The 15,198-nt window shown below is 60.1% G+C and carries 14 protein-coding genes; 9 read left to right on the forward strand and 5 right to left on the reverse strand.

What is annotated here, in order from left to right:
• Positions 1-60: 60 nt before the first annotated feature.
• Positions 61-1,035 carry a deoxyhypusine synthase family protein gene (locus tag E0486_RS16190; protein WP_131853679.1) on the reverse strand — a complete coding sequence of 325 codons (975 nt, stop codon included), beginning with the start codon at positions 1,033-1,035 and terminating at the stop codon, positions 61-63.
• 177 nt (positions 1,036-1,212) lie between these two features.
• Between E0486_RS16190 and E0486_RS16195 the strand changes: the two genes are divergently transcribed.
• From E0486_RS16195 to E0486_RS16205, 3 genes are read left to right on the forward strand one after another with little or no spacing between them, the layout of a single operon-like run.
• The gene (locus E0486_RS16195; protein ID WP_131853681.1) at positions 1,213-2,421 is read left to right on the forward strand and encodes a glycosyltransferase family 87 protein; all 1,209 of its coding nucleotides are present in this window, start codon (positions 1,213-1,215) and stop codon (positions 2,419-2,421) included.
• Entirely contained in the window at positions 2,418-3,347 is a 930-nt protein-coding gene (locus E0486_RS16200) for a glycosyltransferase family 2 protein (RefSeq protein ID WP_131853683.1), read from the forward strand. Before E0486_RS16195 ends, E0486_RS16200 begins: the two co-directional genes overlap by 4 nt.
• Entirely contained in the window at positions 3,344-4,132 is a 789-nt protein-coding gene (locus E0486_RS16205; RefSeq protein ID WP_131853685.1) for a polysaccharide deacetylase family protein, read from the forward strand. Before E0486_RS16200 ends, E0486_RS16205 begins: the two co-directional genes overlap by 4 nt.
• Positions 4,133-4,349: 217 nt before the next feature.
• Here the strand turns inward: E0486_RS16205 and E0486_RS16210 are convergent, their stop codons facing one another.
• Positions 4,350-4,787 carry a hypothetical protein gene (locus tag E0486_RS16210; protein ID WP_131853687.1) on the reverse strand — a complete coding sequence of 146 codons (438 nt, stop codon included), beginning with the start codon at positions 4,785-4,787 and terminating at the stop codon, positions 4,350-4,352.
• Between the two features lie 322 nt (positions 4,788-5,109).
• On the opposite strand from E0486_RS16210, the gene E0486_RS16215 reads away from it, so the two are divergent.
• The 4 genes from E0486_RS16215 to asnB all read left to right on the forward strand — a co-directional run bounded on the left by E0486_RS16215 (position 5,110) and on the right by asnB (position 9,002).
• Positions 5,110-5,706 carry an acyl carrier protein phosphodiesterase gene (locus tag E0486_RS16215; protein ID WP_131853689.1) on the forward strand — a complete coding sequence of 199 codons (597 nt, stop codon included), beginning with the start codon at positions 5,110-5,112 and terminating at the stop codon, positions 5,704-5,706.
• Between the two features lie 52 nt (positions 5,707-5,758).
• Positions 5,759-6,337 carry a DUF2911 domain-containing protein gene (locus E0486_RS16220; protein ID WP_131853691.1) on the forward strand — a complete coding sequence of 193 codons (579 nt, stop codon included), beginning with the start codon at positions 5,759-5,761 and terminating at the stop codon, positions 6,335-6,337.
• Positions 6,338-6,528: 191 nt separating this feature from the next.
• Complete coding sequence (locus E0486_RS16225) at positions 6,529-7,158, forward strand: DUF2911 domain-containing protein (RefSeq protein WP_131853693.1); 630 nt, start codon at positions 6,529-6,531, stop codon at positions 7,156-7,158.
• Between the two features lie 2 nt (positions 7,159-7,160).
• The gene (gene asnB, locus E0486_RS16230; protein WP_131853695.1) at positions 7,161-9,002 is read left to right on the forward strand and encodes an asparagine synthase (glutamine-hydrolyzing); all 1,842 of its coding nucleotides are present in this window, start codon (positions 7,161-7,163) and stop codon (positions 9,000-9,002) included.
• Here the strand turns inward: asnB and E0486_RS16235 are convergent.
• Entirely contained in the window at positions 8,999-9,439 is a 441-nt protein-coding gene (locus tag E0486_RS16235) for a hypothetical protein (protein ID WP_131853697.1), read from the reverse strand. The two genes, asnB and E0486_RS16235, sit on opposite strands and share 4 nt — an antisense overlap.
• 365 nt (positions 9,440-9,804) lie before the next feature.
• Between E0486_RS16235 and E0486_RS16240 the strand changes: the two genes are divergently transcribed.
• Complete coding sequence (locus tag E0486_RS16240; protein WP_131853699.1) at positions 9,805-10,944, forward strand: cystathionine gamma-synthase; 1,140 nt, start codon at positions 9,805-9,807, stop codon at positions 10,942-10,944.
• A 346-nt stretch (positions 10,945-11,290) separates the two neighbouring features.
• On the opposite strand, the gene E0486_RS16245 is transcribed toward E0486_RS16240, so the two are convergent.
• Positions 11,291-12,664: a sensor histidine kinase gene (locus E0486_RS16245; protein WP_131853701.1), complete on the reverse strand. Its 1,374-nt coding sequence runs from the start codon at positions 12,662-12,664 to the stop codon at positions 11,291-11,293.
• A gap of 139 nt (positions 12,665-12,803) precedes the next feature.
• On the reverse strand, positions 12,804-13,499 hold the full coding sequence (locus tag E0486_RS16250; protein ID WP_131853703.1) for a hypothetical protein: 696 nt from the start codon (positions 13,497-13,499) through the stop codon (positions 12,804-12,806).
• 578 nt (positions 13,500-14,077) lie between these two features.
• On the opposite strand from E0486_RS16250, the gene E0486_RS16255 reads away from it, so the two are divergent.
• The coding region (locus tag E0486_RS16255; protein WP_131853707.1) for an IS256 family transposase at positions 14,078-15,198 on the forward strand (1,121 nt) is incomplete at its 3' end.

The following is a 15,198-nucleotide window of genomic DNA, read 5'->3' on the forward strand; positions in this document are numbered from 1 at the left end:
CCCCGCCGTAGGCGGGGTCTTTTTGTTTAATCAGGTAGCCTGCACAGAAGACAGGGGCCGTTACCAGCCCAGTACGTAGGCGAACACCAGCGGTGCCACGATCGTTGCGTCGCTTTCGATGATGAACTTCGGTGTGTGGATGTCGAGCTTGCCCCAGGTGATCTTCTCGTTGGGGTGGGCACCCGAATAGGAGCCGTACGAGGTGGTGGAGTCGGAGATCTGGCAGAAGTAGCTCCAGAAGGGGATCTCGTGCATTTCGAGGTCCTGGTACATCATCGGCACCACGCAGATGGGGAAGTCGCCGGCGATGCCGCCGCCCACCTGGAAGAAGCCGATGCCCTTGCCGCCCGATTGCTGCTTGTAGTACTCTGCGAGCCACACCATGTACTCGATGCCGCTCTTCATGGTCGAGGCCTTGATCTCGTTTTTATATACGTACGAAGCGAAGATGTTGCCCATGGTGCTGTCTTCCCAGCCGCCCACCACGATGGGCAGGTTCTTCTCAGCCGCGGCGATCATCCAGGAGTTCTTCGGGTCGATCTGGTAATATTCTTTCATGACGCCGCTGTTGAGCAGGTCGTACATGTATTCATGCGGGAACTTGCGCTCGCCGGAAGCGTCGGCATCGTGCCACAGCTTGGCGATGTGCTTCTGGATGCGGCGGAAGGCCTCTTCCTCGGGGATGCAGGTGTCGGTGACGCGGTTGAGGCCGCGCTCGAGCAGGTCCCACTCCTGTTGGGGTGTCAGGTCGCGCCAATTGGGAATACGCTCGTAGTGGTCGTGGGCCACGAGGTTCATGATGTCTTCCTCGAGGTTGGCGCCGGTGCAGGAGATGATGTGGATCTTGTCCTGGCGGATCATCTCGGCGAGGGAGATGCCCAGTTCCGCGGTGCTCATGGCGCCGGCCAGCGTCACCATCATCTTGCCGCCTTCCAGCAGGTGCGTTTCGTAACCTTTGGCCGCGTCCACAAGGGCGGCGGCGTTGAAGTGGCGGTAGTGGTGGGTGATGAACTGCGATACGGGTCCTTTAGTCATAGAAGGCAAACAATTTAAAGCGCAAAAGTAGGGCATAGACCGGGTCGGACGCCCAAAAAACGCGGCTTATCCGCTGCAGGGCCGTCCCGGTCTGAGCCCCGTCGGCCGTTTGCGCGGAAAAGCGTATCTCTGCACCGGAATTAACGTTGCTTAACGTTCAAACCCACCGCGATCCCCATGAATTTCCTGTACCGGGAAGTACGGCTCGGCAAATACCGGGTGGCAGTAGCCACCCTGCTTTGGTTCGGCCTGGCGCTCATCGCCACGCTGGCCCAGATCGGGCGTCATTCCTACAAGAATTACGACATTTTCAAAGGCGTGTTCTGGCATATGCGTGCCGGCACCAACCTCTTTGCCGAATACCCCGCCGAATACACCGACACCAATCACTACGGCCCTTCATTCGCCCCGCTCATCGCGCCCTTCGCCGTACTGCCCGACTGGCTCGGCGTAGCCCTCTGGTGCCTGGCCAACGCGGCGCTGCTGTGGTGGGCCGTGAAAAAGCTGCCGCTGCCCGAGCGCAGCCGGCTGCTGATCCTCGCTATCGGTGCTATCGAAATGATGACCGCTACCCACAACGTGCAGTTCAACACGATGCTGACGGCCTTTCTCGTACTGGCCTATGTCGGCGTGGAAAAGGAAAAGGACTTTTGGGCCACGCTCCCTATCGCTTTCGGGTTCCTCATCAAATTGTACGGCATCGGCGCCCTGCTCTTCTTCGTGTTTTCGAAGCACAAGGGCAAGTTCGTGCTCTCGTTCCTGTTCTGGTGCGTCGTGCTTTTCGCCCTGCCGATGCTGCTGTCGTCGCCGCAGTTTGTGCTCCAGAGCTACCACGACTGGTATACGAGCCTGATGGCGAAAAACGCGCAGAACGTAGACTTTATCGCCTCGGAAGGCTACCAGGATATTTCCGTGATGGGCATGATCCGCCGTACGGTGTACCACCTCACCGGGGCCCGTGGCGAGATCATTCCGAACCTGGCCGTGCTCGCGCCGGCCGCCCTGTGCATCCTCCTGCCGCTGCTGCGCTTTTCCCAGTATAAATACAAGGCCTTCCGCCTCAGCTACCTCGCCATCGTGCTCATCTCGGTGGTCATCTTCAGCTCCTCGGCGGAGTCGTCCACCTATGTCATCGCCATCATCGGCGTCGGCATCTGGTATGTGCTCAACCGCCGCGATGGGGGCAAATGGGTACTGGGCCTGCTCATCGCGGTGTTCCTGCTCACGGAGCTGTCGGCAACCGACCTTTTCCCGCAGGTAATCCGGAAAGACGTGGTGCGTGCCTATTCGCTGAAGTGCCTTCCCGTGTTTATCGTATGGTGCTGGCTCATCGCCCAGGCGGCACGCAAGAATTTTTCTGCCACCCACAACCTGGAGGCCGCATGAAACAGGTAGACATCGTCATCCCCGTATTCAACGAGGCGGAGAACATCGCCGGGCTCGTGGCCGCCGTGCAGGCGGTGATGGACGGCCTCCCGTATAACTACGGGTTCATCCTCGTCGACGACGGCAGCTCCGACGGCACGCTTTCGGTGCTGCAGGGGCTCAGCGCCCACGACCCCCGCGTGCGCTATCGTTCCTTCAGCCGCAACTTCGGTCACCAGGCCGCCCTCAAGGCCGGCCTCGACGCCTCCACCGGCGACTGCGCCATTTCCCTCGACGGCGACTTCCAGCATCCGCCCGAGCTCATCCCGCAGCTGCTCCAGCACTGGGAAGAAGGCTACGACGTGGTGTATACGCTCCGCCGCGACGAAGACAAGCAGGCCGGGTCGATGAAGCGCTGGACCTCCGACCAGTTCTATAATTTCATGAACCGCATGGCCGACCTCGACCTCGAGAAAGGTTCCGCCGACTTCCGCCTTCTCGACCGCAAATGCGTGCGGGTGCTGCAAAAGATGCAGGAGCACGAGCCCTTCTTCCGCGGGCTCGTGAAGTGGATCGGATTCCGGCAGGTGGCGGTGGAATACCAGCCGGCCGCACGCCGCGCCGGCCGCTCCAAGTATACGTTCCGAAAGATGATGCGCTTTGCGCTGCAGGGCATCACGTCCTTCAGCACAAAACCGCTCTTCTTCGCAGCCTACCTCGGCTTCGTATTCGCCATGGCCTCCGTGCTGTACCTGCCCTATGCGCTGATTTCTTATTATTTCGGCCACGTGGTCAACGGCTGGACCTCCGTGATCGTGACCATCACTTTTTTCGGAGGCCTGCAGCTCTGCATCCTCGGAATCATGGGCCTTTACCTGGGTAAGGTGTTCATGCAGGGCAAAGACCGGCCGATGTACCTCGTAAAAGAAGAAACGACCGGATCATGAAGCGCCCCGCCCTGCTCCTGACCTTCGATGTGGAAGAATTCGACATGCCGCTCGAGTACGGACAGTCCGTGCCGGAAGACGAGCAGCTCCAAGTTGGCCGCGAAGGCCTGCGCGCCGTGCAATCATTGCTGGAAGCCTATCCACAGGTGCGCGGCACCTTTTTCACCACCGCCAACTACGCGCAACACGACGAAGAAGGCGTGCGGGCGCTGGCGCAAAAGCACGAGATCGCCTCGCATACATTTTACCACACGCACTTCGACGTGCCCGACCTGCTTTCTTCGCGCGAAGCGCTCGAGGCGATCAGCGGGCAGGCCGTACGCGGGCTGCGGATGCCGCGCATGCGGCCTGTGGAAATGTCCGACGTGCTTGCCGCCGGCTACACCTACGATTCGTCGGTCAACCCCTGCTGGCTCCCGGGCCGCTACGACAACCGCCACCTGCCCCGCAACCCGTACACCGAATCGGGCATGCTGCGCTTTCCCGCTTCGGTCACGCCCCGCTTGCGCATCCCCCTGTTCTGGCTGTCGTTCAAGAACTTTCCCTACCCACTCTTCCGCAGCTGGGTGAAGGCTACGCTGAAAAAGGACGGCTATGCCTGTCTCTATTTTCATCCCTGGGAATTCATCCGCCTCGACAGCTACAAGATCCCGGGCTACACCAAGGCCCGCGCCGGCCAGCCCCTGCAGGACCGCCTGCGGCGCCTCATCGAGGATTTTTCGACGGAGTGTGATTTCCTGCCCATGGCGGAATACATATCGTCAGGCGTGAGGCGTGAGGCGTGAGCGGCTGCGTCTTTCGTTTTCGATCACTCCGCGTAAAAGAGGAGTTTGCTTCCCTCGCCTCAGGCGAGGTCGCAATGACGGGCATTCGCCCGTCCGTCCAAACAAGTAGCCGTGTTTACGGCTGGTAGGTCCCGGTTACCAATTAACCAATAGACCAATTAACCAACAAAAAGCCCCCGTAAAAACAGGGGCCGCCAAAACACACACTAAAACGACTTTAGATCTTTTCGATCTGCTTGTACGTGCTCCACTCGTTGTTGTTGGACGAACGGAGGGTGATTTTCATATCGGCATTTTCGAGGGTAGCATAATAGAAGGTGCCTTCATCGGTAGCATATTCAAAGAGTTCGCTGATCCAGGCGCCGTTGTGCTGGCGCTTCAGGCTCGTCTGGAGCATGACCGGCAGCTGGCTCACGGTAACGTTTCGGGTGAGGGCCACCAGGCCGCCTTCGGCCGTGTAATAAGCGTTGATGTGCTGGCCATCGAGGGTGAAGCGGGCGGCGAAGAGCTCGTTGCTGCTGTTCCAGCTTACTTCCTTGGCATTGCCGAAGGTGGTCTGGAAGGATTCGAGCACGGCGGGCGTGACGTCAACGGTAGTGCCGGCATTACTAATGAGCGTGCTGAACGAGGCGAGGAGGATAAACAGAAATTTCATGACTGGTTATTTGAAGTTTTTTTGAATGATTTCGCTTGTTTGACGGGTCAAAAGTAGAAAGCGTTACAGGCGGCGGCAAGCCAAATAGGAGGAACGGAACCGGCCCCGGGCGCGCATTTTCGCTTTAACTCATATGTTAACGGCGGACGAACTGTCGATTTCCGGGTATGAACGTACAGGCCCATTTGATGAACGAGCCGGTTCGCGTGTCAACGATCTGTTAAGGGGCGGCGGGGAATGCTAAGGATGAACTGTCGAAAAGGTTGGATGAACGGAAAGGAGCTATCTTGGATGTCTGATGTCGGATGTCTGATGTAACCGTATGAACTATCTCGCGCACGCATACCTTTCTTATGGCGACCCCGGCCTGCTGGTGGGCAACATGATCTCCGACTTCGTGAAGGGACGCGCCCGCTTCGATTACCCGCCCGCCATCGCCGCCGGTATCGAGCTCCACCGCCGCATCGACGCTTTTACCGACAACCATCCCGCCACCGCCGCCGCCAAGGAATTCTTCCGCCCCCGCTACCGCCTCTACAGCGGTCCCATCGTAGACGTGGTGTACGACCACTTCCTCGCCAACGACGCCGGCGCCTTCCCCGACTTCGACCACCTGGAGCGGTTTACAGAAAAGACCTACGCTACCATCGAGCGGCATGCCGACGCGCTGCCGGAGGGCTTCGCCCGCATCTTTCCGTATATGCGGCAGCACAACTGGCTGTTCAACTATCGCCACAGCGAAGGGATCGGCCGCAGCCTCGCCGGCCTCGCGCGCCGCGCCGCCTGGATGGGCAGCTCCGACGAAGCAGCCACCCTGCTCACCGCCCACCGCGCCGAGCTCCGGGCCTGCTACGAAGCCTTCGCCCCCGATGTTAAAGCCTTTGCAAAAATGGAGGGAGCAGCCCTCCGGCAGGGCTAACGGTCCGCGACGATCAGAGCTGGCGGTTACCTTTGTGTCTTACGCCCCGCTCATGAAACACCTCTTCTTCGTTCTCGCACTCTTCGCGGCCCTCGGTGCCGCAGCTCAAGGTTCCAACAGCACACGCCCCGTGGCGCCCGCCCTCGACAAATCGCCGATGGACATGGCCTATTACCCCGTTAACTACCCGATGCTCAAAGTGCAGGACAAGGCCGCGGAGCCGCTGCTGGTGCGCGCCATCTACAGCCGCCCCCTCAAGAACGGCCGCAACATCTTCGGCGACCTGGTACCTTACAACGAAGTATGGCGCCTCGGCGCCAACGAAGCCACCGAGGTGGAATTCTTCCGCGACGTGCGCGTGGGCGGCAAGAAGCTGGCGAAAGGCAAATACACGCTCTACGCCATCGCTACCCCGCAGCAATGGACGCTGATCTTTAATAAAGAGACCGATACCTGGGGCGCCTTTAAATACGATGAGAAAAAAGACGTGGCCCGCGTTACCGTTCCCGTAGAAACACTGTCCGAGTCGTTAGAGCCCTTCACGCTCTATTTCGAAAAAACCGCCGCCGGCCCGGTCCTCGTCGTGGCCTGGGACACCCAGCGCGTGACCCTCCCGATCGCGGTTAAATAATACACAGTCACCCTTCGGCTGCGCTCAGGGTGACAAGGAGCCTTTCCCTCAAAGGGTAAGTGCGCTGGCTACAGCATCCGTTCGGCATTAAGCATCTATACAATCGCGATTGGGGCGTGTGCGCGCCTGTCAGGCTGAGCGCAGCCGAAGGCCTGCAAACGCAGGTCGCTAATTATCCGTACTTTTTCGGCATGAAACGACTGGCTGCGCTTTGTTGCCTGCTGCTGGCCGCCTGCTCCGAGGGCGGTGACCATTTTAGTGCCGCTCCCGATACCGCGCGCCAGCGCGATACCGCTCCCATCCAGGCCATCCGCGTCAACAAGCTGTCGCCGGTGGACCTGTCGCCGCTCGACGTAGCCTACTTTCCCGTCGACTACCCCGTGCTGAAAATGAGCAACCCCGCCGTGGGCGGCCCCAAGGCCCGCGTCATCTACAGCCGGCCCCATAAGGGCGGACGCGTGATCTTCGGCGGACTGTTGCCCTACGGCGAGCCCTGGCGCCTCGGCGCCAATGAAGCCACCGAGCTCGAGCTCTTCGAGCCGGCCGTGGTGCAGGGACAAACCGTGCCCCGCGGTCGCTACGTACTCTACAGCATCCCCGGGCCCAACGAATGGGTGATCGTTTTTAACCGCAACATCTACAGCTGGGGACTGAAGCCCGATGCTTCGCAGGACGCCTTCCGCTTTACCATTCCCGTGCAGGGCAAGCAGGAACCGCTCGAGCATTTCACCATGGCCTTCCAGCCGAGCGCTGGCGGCGCCGACCTGGTGATGGGCTGGGACGATGTGCGCGCCCGCCTTACCTTCCTGTTCAAATCCTGATTATGTGCGGCTTTGCCGGTATCGTATCTGATCAGCCACAGCGCGCCGCCGCGCTGCCCCTGGCCGCCGCCATCGCCTGCCTGCGCCACCGCGGGCCCGAGCCCGCCGGCACCTGGACCGACGCCAGCGGCCGCTGCCGCATGGCACACGGCCGCCTCTCCATCATCGACCCCGACCCGCGCTCGCGCCAGCCCTTTTCGTACGGCGACCGCTTTACGGTTGCCTATAACGGGGAGTTGTATAACTACGTAGAGCTTCGCGACGAGCTGCGCGCCGCCGGCTTTTCCTTTCGCACCGCCTCCGACACCGAAGTGCTCTGCGCCGCCTGGGCGGCCTGGGGGCCGGCCTCCCTCGACCGCTTCGACGGCGCCTTTGCCTTTGCCCTCTGGGATGCGCGGGAAGGCCGCCTCTACGCCGCCCGCGACCGCTTCGGCGAAAAGCCCTTCTTCTTCTATTTCGATGGCGGCACCCTGCTGTTCGCCTCGGAGCTCAAAGGCCTCTGGGCCCTCGGCGTGCCCCGCAGCGCCAACGACCGCATGGCCTATAACTTCCTCGCGCTCGGCTACACGCAAAACCCGGCCGACGCCCTGGAGACCTTTTTCAAGGACGTGTCGAAGCTGCCCGCAGGACACTGGCTCGAATACCGGCCCGGTGCGGAAACCCTCGAGCTAAACCGCTTCGGCGACATTGCTATTGAAGAAAACGAGATGTCCGACGAAGAAGCGATCGGTGAATTCCGGCGGCTCTTTACCGAATCGGTGCAGCGACGCCTCCGCAGCGACGTGCCCGTGGGTACCTCCCTCAGCGGCGGCCTCGACAGCGCCTCGGTGGCCGCCATCTGCCGCAGCGTCGCTTCTTCCGCCTACACCCACAAAGCCTTCACCGCTGTATTCCCCGGCTTTGAAAAGGACGAGCGCCGTCTCTCCGGGCTCGTGGCGGGCCATCTGGGACTCGAGCAACATTTTGTAACCATCGGCGACGATGAAGTGCCCGGGCTCATGGACCGCGTGCAGGCGCAGCAGGACGAGCCCGTAGGTTCGGCCTCCGCACTGGCGCAGTACGCCGTGTTTGCCGCCGCGAAAAAGGAAGGTGTTACGGTGCTGCTCGACGGGCAGGGCGCCGACGAAACCCTTGCCGGCTATGACAAATATTACCGCTGGTACTGGCAGGAGCTGCTCCGCGCCGGAAGCTTCGGAAAGAGCGGCGAGCTGGAGGCGGCCCGCGCTTTGGGCATAACCGAAACCTTCGGGGCCCTGAGCCGCCTCGCCGCGCGGATGCCGCAGTTCAGCGCTTCGCTGCAGGAAGGGCGCCGCGCACGGGCCGCGGCACGCACGCCCTATCTCAACCCGGAGTGGCTGCGCGCGCAGCGTCCGTATTTCTACTATATGCTCCCGTCGGCGTTTACCCTCAACGGCGTGCTGCACTACAACACATTCAGCAACGGCCTCGAGGAATTGCTTCGCCTAGCCGACCGCAACAGCATGGCGCATAGCCTCGAGGTACGCCTGCCTTTTCTGAGCGCCGACCTCGTTCGTTTCGAATTCCGCCTGCCGGCGCGCTTCAAGATCCGCGAGGGCCGCACGAAGTGGCTGCTGCGACAGGCGATGAAAGACCTGTTGCCCGCGGAAGTGCTGTGGCAGCCGCGCAAGACCGGCTTCGAGCCGCCGCAGGCGCGCTGGATGGCGCTGCCCGCCGTGCAGGAACGCATCGACGCCGGCCGCCGCAAGCTGGTGGAAGCCGGCGTGCTCGACGCATCGGTACTGCAGCAAAAAATACAGCCGCATACGGCGTATGCGGCTGACGGCCCCGATTGGAAATACTGGGCCCTGTACTTTATGTATTAAGCTTTGCCCATTTTCTTTTCCTCGGCCAGGAAACCCGTGCCGTCGGCGACGAGCATCGTCCAGTTGGTGGCCGATTCCAGTACGATGTGGTACTCCGTGTGGTCGTTCGTGGTTACCTCGGTAACGCCGAACACCTTCTGGCCTTCGTAGTTGTTCTTCACGCGGGCCAGCACGTTGAGCGGCAACTGCTGCTCGTAGTAGTAGCGGATCGTTTGCACCGCATTGCCCTCATCGTCGTAGGTAACGCGGGTAACGATGTCGTTGAAGGTGAAGTGCGCTTCGAAGAGACCGCGGTGCTCGCTCCAGCGTACGTCCTGGGCGGAGACGAAGGTCTGGCTGAAGGCTTTCAGCACTTTTTCCGTAACGGTTGTGGGGGCGGCGAAGGCGCTGGCGCTGATGGCCAGGGCGATCAGGGAGGCGAAGAATGCTTTTTTCATGGTCTTTATGATTTATGGTTTACGAGCCGTTTGACAAGACAAACGTAGCGCGGCCCAAAGCCGGTGTCAAGGCGTCCTACACGACCGGCCTGTTAATGTTTCGTCAACGCCCGAAGGTCTACGATGGCCTTCGTCGGATTGTGGAAATACGGTGATGACCGGCAAAAAGGCGCGATGAATTGCCGTGCCGGATTGCAGAAATGTTACAGCTCCTTCCGTTAATTCGGAGCAGCGGCAAATGGGGAAGGGTGATAAATGGAAAAAACACACCTTTGTTGATCTCAGATTTAGGATTTCAGATCTCAGATTCCAATGCCGCTCATACTGAATCCTAAATCGCACATCTGAAATCTGAAATTTTGACTATGCGTTTAGGTACCAAGTTCATCCACGCCGGCGCGGAGCCGGATCCTACTACGGGCGCGATCATGACGCCCATTTACCAGACCTCTACTTATGTGCAGTCGGCGCCGGCCGAGCACAAGGGCTACGAATACGCCCGCAGCCAGAACCCCACGCGCACCGCGCTGGAAGCGGCCTACGCGGAAATCGAGAACGGTAAGTTCGGCCTGGCCTTCGGCTCGGGTGTGGCGGCCACCGACGCCGTCATCAAGCTGCTGCAACCCGGCGACGAGGTGATCACCGGCAACGACCTCTACGGCGGCACCTACCGCCTCTTTACGAAAGTGTTCGCCCGCTTCGGCATCAAGTTCCATTTCGTGAACATGCAGGACGCCGACAGCATCCGCCCGCTGATCAATGAAAAAACGAAGCTGATCTGGGCCGAAACGCCCACCAACCCGCTGATGAACGTCACCGACATCGCGGTGCTCGCGTCCATCGCAAAGGAGCACAAGATCCTGCTCTGCGTGGACAACACCTTTGCCTCTCCCTATTTACAAAACCCGCTCGACCTCGGCGCGGACCTCGTGATGCACTCCGCCACGAAATACCTCGGCGGCCACAGCGATGTGATCCAGGGCGCGCTGATGATGAACGACGCGGCGCTGCGCGAGCAATTATACTTCATCCAGAAAAGCTGCGGCGCCGTGCCCGGTCCGCAGGACTGCTTCCTTGTGCTGCGCGGCATCAAGACGCTGCACGTGCGGATGCAGCGCCACTGCGAGAACGGGGCGAAGGTGGCCCACTTCCTGCGCAACCATCCGAAGGTGGCCCGGGTCTACTGGCCCGGCTTCGAAGATCATCCCGGCCACGCCATTGCGAAAAAGCAGATGCGCGACTTCGGCGGCATGATCTCCTTCGAGCTGAAGAACGACTCGACAGACGAAGTGAAGCGCGTGCTGTCGGCCACCAAAGTATTCGCCCTCGCCGAAAGCCTCGGCGGCATCGAATCGCTCATCAACCACCCCGCCTCGATGACGCACGCTTCCATCCCCCGCGAGGAGCGCATCAAGAACGGCCTCAACGATTCGCTGATCCGCATCTCGGTAGGTATCGAAGACGTGGAAGACATCATCGACGACCTGAAGCAAGCCATTGGGTAACCCTTCGGCTGCGCTCAGGGTAACAATACAACTGCCCGCTGTCATGGTGAGCGCAATCGAATGAAGACAGTGGAAAGCCGCCTCCGGGCGGCTTTTTCGTGGAGTTGTCTAAAGGTATTTAGGGAATATATTTTAACGCAGAGAAGCAAGAGCGTTTCACGGAGGGCACGAAGAGGCAGGTTTAATACCAACAGGTCACTTAATGTACGAACGATCTGAAACAACCCGCTGTCCGTAGAGAGAAGAGACGCCGCAAGCCGCATGCCTTTGGCGATGTCTGATGTAGCGGGAACTGCTTTTTCCCTATCAGACATCCGACATCCTACATCAGCGATCTTACAGCGTTTTACTCCATCGGTATCCGGACCTCTACCCGCGTGCCCTGGCCGGGTGCCGAGTCGATGCGCAGCGTGCCGTTGAGGAACTCGGTGCGGCGGCGGATGTTTTCGAAGCCGATGCCAGTGCGCGTGGCGCGCGGGTCGAAGCCGGCGCCGTTGTCGGTGATGCGCAGTACGATGCTTTCTTCTTCGCATTGCACGGTGATGGCCACCCCGGAGGTTTGTGCATACTTGATCACGTTGGTGAGCTGCTCCTGTATGATCCGGTAAAAACCGAGCTGCACCTTTTCGCTGAGCCGCACGCCGGGGTCTACGTAGATCTTCGCCTGCAGGCGGTTGTTGACGCTCATGCTCCTCGTGAGCGAATGGATCTTGTCGGTGAGCGGGAAGTCGGGGTCGGTGGAAGGTGCCAGCTGCTGCGACAGCCGCCGCAGTTCGAGCGTGGCTTCGGTGAGCGACGCTTTCAGGTTTTGCGTTACGTCCTGCGTGGAAGGCGTGCCGGGAAGCGTTTGGAGGAAGTCGACGTTGAGCGCCGCCGCGGTGAGCAGCTGCTGCACGTTGTCGTGCAGCTCCATCGCCAGCCCGTAGCGTTCTTCCTCCTGCGCGTTCACCACCGCTTCGTTGATCCGCTTGTTGCTTTGGCGGTGCGCGATGATGGTACCGATGATCTGGCCCAGCACGTTGATGAGGCGCTCTTCTTCATAAAGAAAGATGCGCCCGCCGTAGGCCGGCACCTGCTGCCGGTAGCACACTTCCAGGAGGCCGTATTGATCCTGCGCCGTCCGCAGGTCGGCCTGCAGGCACCAGTCCGTTTTTTCGAAGCCTTCGGTGGCGAATACGGCGCCGTCGCGCAGCGACATCCGCACCCCGGCGGCGTCCGGGAACTGCCAACCTTCGCGGATCGGCTGCAGGCAGCGCTGCAGCGTTGTATAGAGGTCTTCTTCCCGGAAGCACAGCTCGATCACGTTGAGGATGCACAGTTGCTCCTTCACGCGTTCGTTGAGGTCGTAGGTGAGCTTGCGGGTGATGCCGATGGGGTCGAAGGTCCAGATGTAGAGTTGCTCCGCTTCGGATTCGAAGGTGACGGCCTTGATGTCGGCATAAATGGTGATGCCTTCCTTGCTTTTGATCCAGTGGTCGTGCTGCACGTTGTAGAGCTCGAGGAATTCGGCGAAGGAGGTGCAGGCCTTGCCGCCGAAGTAGTTTTTGAGGAAGGACTGGTCGATGAGGTCGCAGAAGCTCAAGCCCTCCAGCTTGCTGCTGTCGCCGTCAAGAAGGGCGTCGGCTTTTTCGTTGGCGAGCCGGATCGTTCCCCTCCCGTCGGTTACGATGAGGGGCACCGGGGCGGCATGAAACAGTTTCTCGTACTGGGTTTCGAGCATGACACAAGTTAGCCTTTTCACCGGCACCGGCGCCTCGGGGCGACGCCTCTTGGTTGCCGCAAACTCCCGTTCGTGGGCCGGCGCCAGGGCACAAAAAAGCTCCCCTGGGGAGCTGTGTAAAACGCTTTGCGGGGGGGCTTCACGAAGCGCCGGCTGCGGGCACCGAGGCCGGGCCGGACGCGTGTGTGCCGGGCGTTTCGTCGAGGGCGCGGGCGGCGAACCAGCGCTTCACGAAATCGGGATGGCGCTTCTCGAGGTTGCGGATCATGGGGTCGATCTCGTCTTTGAGGAGCTTGTCGGTAGCGGTAAACAATTCGGCAAGGCGCGCCACCTGGATGGTCTTTTCGTTTCGTCCGAGCTTGGGGGCGGGTGAGAGTTGGCGGAAGTCGTCGGTGAGGGTTTTCAATTCCTCCAGCTGGGTGTCGGTGAAGCCGCGGCGCAGGAGAGCGGTCTTGTGCGTGGTAGCGAGTGCATGAATGGCATCGGCGACGATGGGCAGGCGGCCGTCGCGGGTGCGGAGGAAGGAACTGCGCGAGTAGCGTGCCTGCGCGATGAGCTCGGGGTTGCCGGTAGTGGTGCCTTCGGCAACGAGCAGGCCTGCGGTAAGGTGGAGGGCGTCAACGAGCCGGTCTTTCCCGGCGCGTTTGGCGGCTCCCTTGCCGGCAACGGCGGCTTCCTTGCGGCCGGAGGCCTCATCGATCCCGTCCATGTTTTCCTGGAGGCGATCATGGGCTTCGGCAAGGGCGATGACTTCGTCTACAACGGTGGCTTCGTCGGTAAGCACGGCGTCGCAGGCTTCGTACATGTTGTCTTTTTCTTCTTGACGATCGTTCATGGCGATGTATGTTTTGTGGTTAGGAAATCGCTTGGAGGGAACGGATCGGTGTTTTGGGGGGTCAGCAGTGGTTCGTAAATGAATTTACGGCAGGGCTTTCAAATTCGGTGCAGCGAAAGCGGATTTTCTTTCGAAACTACCGGGAGCGCGCCGGTCCTTTGGCCCGAAAAACGCCCTGTGGCGTTCCGTATCAGCACGTTACATATTAAAACGGGGAGCCCTGCAAGGCCAATATTTGTCATTGTTACCGGCGCGATTGCCATTGTGGCGCTGTAAACGGGCGTTGAACGGGCGCGCGTGGGCGTTGCAGCGCCGGCAATGGCCGTTGCAATCCTTTCAGCGGTCGTTGCAAGGAAAACAGCGGTCGATGCACGGTTGTTCGTGCTCATTGCAGCCCCGTGGATGGGCGTTGCTGCGCTGCGGGCGGGCATGGAAAGGCAAATGCCGGTCCTTGCAGGCGCTGCAGGGGTTATTGAAAAAGTGTACGTGGCGGTTGCGGGAGGCTGCAGCTTACAATGTGGGAGAGTGTAAACTAAACTGTGTCAGGTTGAGACGATTTCTCATCTTTAAAACAGTTTATGAAAAAGGAAAAGAAGGATTTGTTGTCCGGCCTTGATCCGGAAGTTCGCCAGCAGGCCCTGGATCAGTTTATGAGCGGGAAGGCGGTTTTTGGCAAGGAGGGCGCCCTGGGGCCTTTGCTGCAGCAGTTGCTGGAAGCTGCCCTGGAAGGGGAACTCGCCGCGCATTTGAAGGAAGAACAGCCGTATTTAGAAGGGGAGGCGAACCGGCGCAACGGTTTTTCCCGTAAGCAGCTTCGAACCGCCGCCGGCACTATCGAACTATCCACGCCCCGCGACCGCCTGGGTTCCTTTGAGCCGGACCTGGTCAAAAAGCGGCAAACCATTCTGGCCGATAACCTCGAGGAAAAGATTCTGGGTTTGTACGGGCTGGGGATGTCGCTTCGGGATATCTCGCGGCATATCGAAGAGATGTACGGCACCGAGATCTCCCACACGGTCTTATCCGAGATCACCGACCGGGTGGTTCCTGCGGTGAAGGCCTGGCAGAGCCGGCCCCTGGACCCCGTCTATCCCATTATGTGGCTGGATGCCATGTACTATAAAGTGCGGGACGAGGAGTCCGGTAAGGTGGTGACGCGCTGCCTGTATAATATACTGGGCATCCTTCCCTCGGGCCACAAGGAGGTATTGGGCTGCTACGTGAGCGGGTCGGAAGGAGCGCGCTTCTGGCTCTCGGTCCTTACAGACCTGAAGAGCCGCGGGGTAGAGGACGTGCTGATTGCCTGTATCGATAACCTGAGCGGATTTGACGATGCCATCAGGACGGTGTATCCGTATTGCGACGTGCAGAGCTGCATCGTCCACCAGTTGCGCAACTCCGCCAAATATGTAGCTTCTAAAGACCAGCGTGCTGTTCTAAAGGAGCTGAAGGCGGTGTATGGGGCCGTGAACCGAAGTGTTGGGGAGAGCGCCCTGGAAGCCTTTGCAGGCAAATGGACAAAGCAGTATCCGCTGGTGGTGAACTCGTGGCAGACCAACTGGGATAAGCTCTCCACCTTCTTCGATTACCCGGAGCACGTACGCCGGGTGATCTATACGACCAACACCATCGAAGGCTATCACCGGCAATTGCGCAAGGTCACCAAAACAAAAGGAGCCTTCGTCAATGACATGGCGCT

It is taken from the genome of Flaviaesturariibacter aridisoli (genome assembly GCF_004343705.1).
GTDB lineage: Bacteria > Bacteroidota > Bacteroidia > Chitinophagales > Chitinophagaceae > Flavisolibacter > Flavisolibacter aridisoli.

What these genes read in the sequence shown, in the direction of transcription:
- E0486_RS16190 (WP_131853679.1), bottom strand. Translation starts at nt 1,035, where the DNA reads ATGACTAAAGGACCCGTATCGCAGTTCATCACCCACCACTACCGCCAC.
- E0486_RS16195 (WP_131853681.1), top strand. Translation starts at nt 1,213, where the DNA reads ATGAATTTCCTGTACCGGGAAGTACGGCTCGGCAAATACCGGGTGGCA.
- E0486_RS16200 (WP_131853683.1), top strand. Translation starts at nt 2,418, where the DNA reads ATGAAACAGGTAGACATCGTCATCCCCGTATTCAACGAGGCGGAGAAC.
- E0486_RS16205 (WP_131853685.1), top strand. Translation starts at nt 3,344, where the DNA reads ATGAAGCGCCCCGCCCTGCTCCTGACCTTCGATGTGGAAGAATTCGAC.
- E0486_RS16210 (WP_131853687.1), bottom strand. Translation starts at nt 4,787, where the DNA reads ATGAAATTTCTGTTTATCCTCCTCGCCTCGTTCAGCACGCTCATTAGT.
- E0486_RS16215 (WP_131853689.1), top strand. Translation starts at nt 5,110, where the DNA reads ATGAACTATCTCGCGCACGCATACCTTTCTTATGGCGACCCCGGCCTG.
- E0486_RS16220 (WP_131853691.1), top strand. Translation starts at nt 5,759, where the DNA reads ATGAAACACCTCTTCTTCGTTCTCGCACTCTTCGCGGCCCTCGGTGCC.
- E0486_RS16225 (WP_131853693.1), top strand. Translation starts at nt 6,529, where the DNA reads ATGAAACGACTGGCTGCGCTTTGTTGCCTGCTGCTGGCCGCCTGCTCC.
- asnB (WP_131853695.1), top strand. Translation starts at nt 7,161, where the DNA reads ATGTGCGGCTTTGCCGGTATCGTATCTGATCAGCCACAGCGCGCCGCC.
- E0486_RS16235 (WP_131853697.1), bottom strand. Translation starts at nt 9,439, where the DNA reads ATGAAAAAAGCATTCTTCGCCTCCCTGATCGCCCTGGCCATCAGCGCC.
- E0486_RS16240 (WP_131853699.1), top strand. Translation starts at nt 9,805, where the DNA reads ATGCGTTTAGGTACCAAGTTCATCCACGCCGGCGCGGAGCCGGATCCT.
- E0486_RS16245 (WP_131853701.1), bottom strand. Translation starts at nt 12,664, where the DNA reads ATGCTCGAAACCCAGTACGAGAAACTGTTTCATGCCGCCCCGGTGCCC.
- E0486_RS16250 (WP_131853703.1), bottom strand. Translation starts at nt 13,499, where the DNA reads ATGAACGATCGTCAAGAAGAAAAAGACAACATGTACGAAGCCTGCGAC.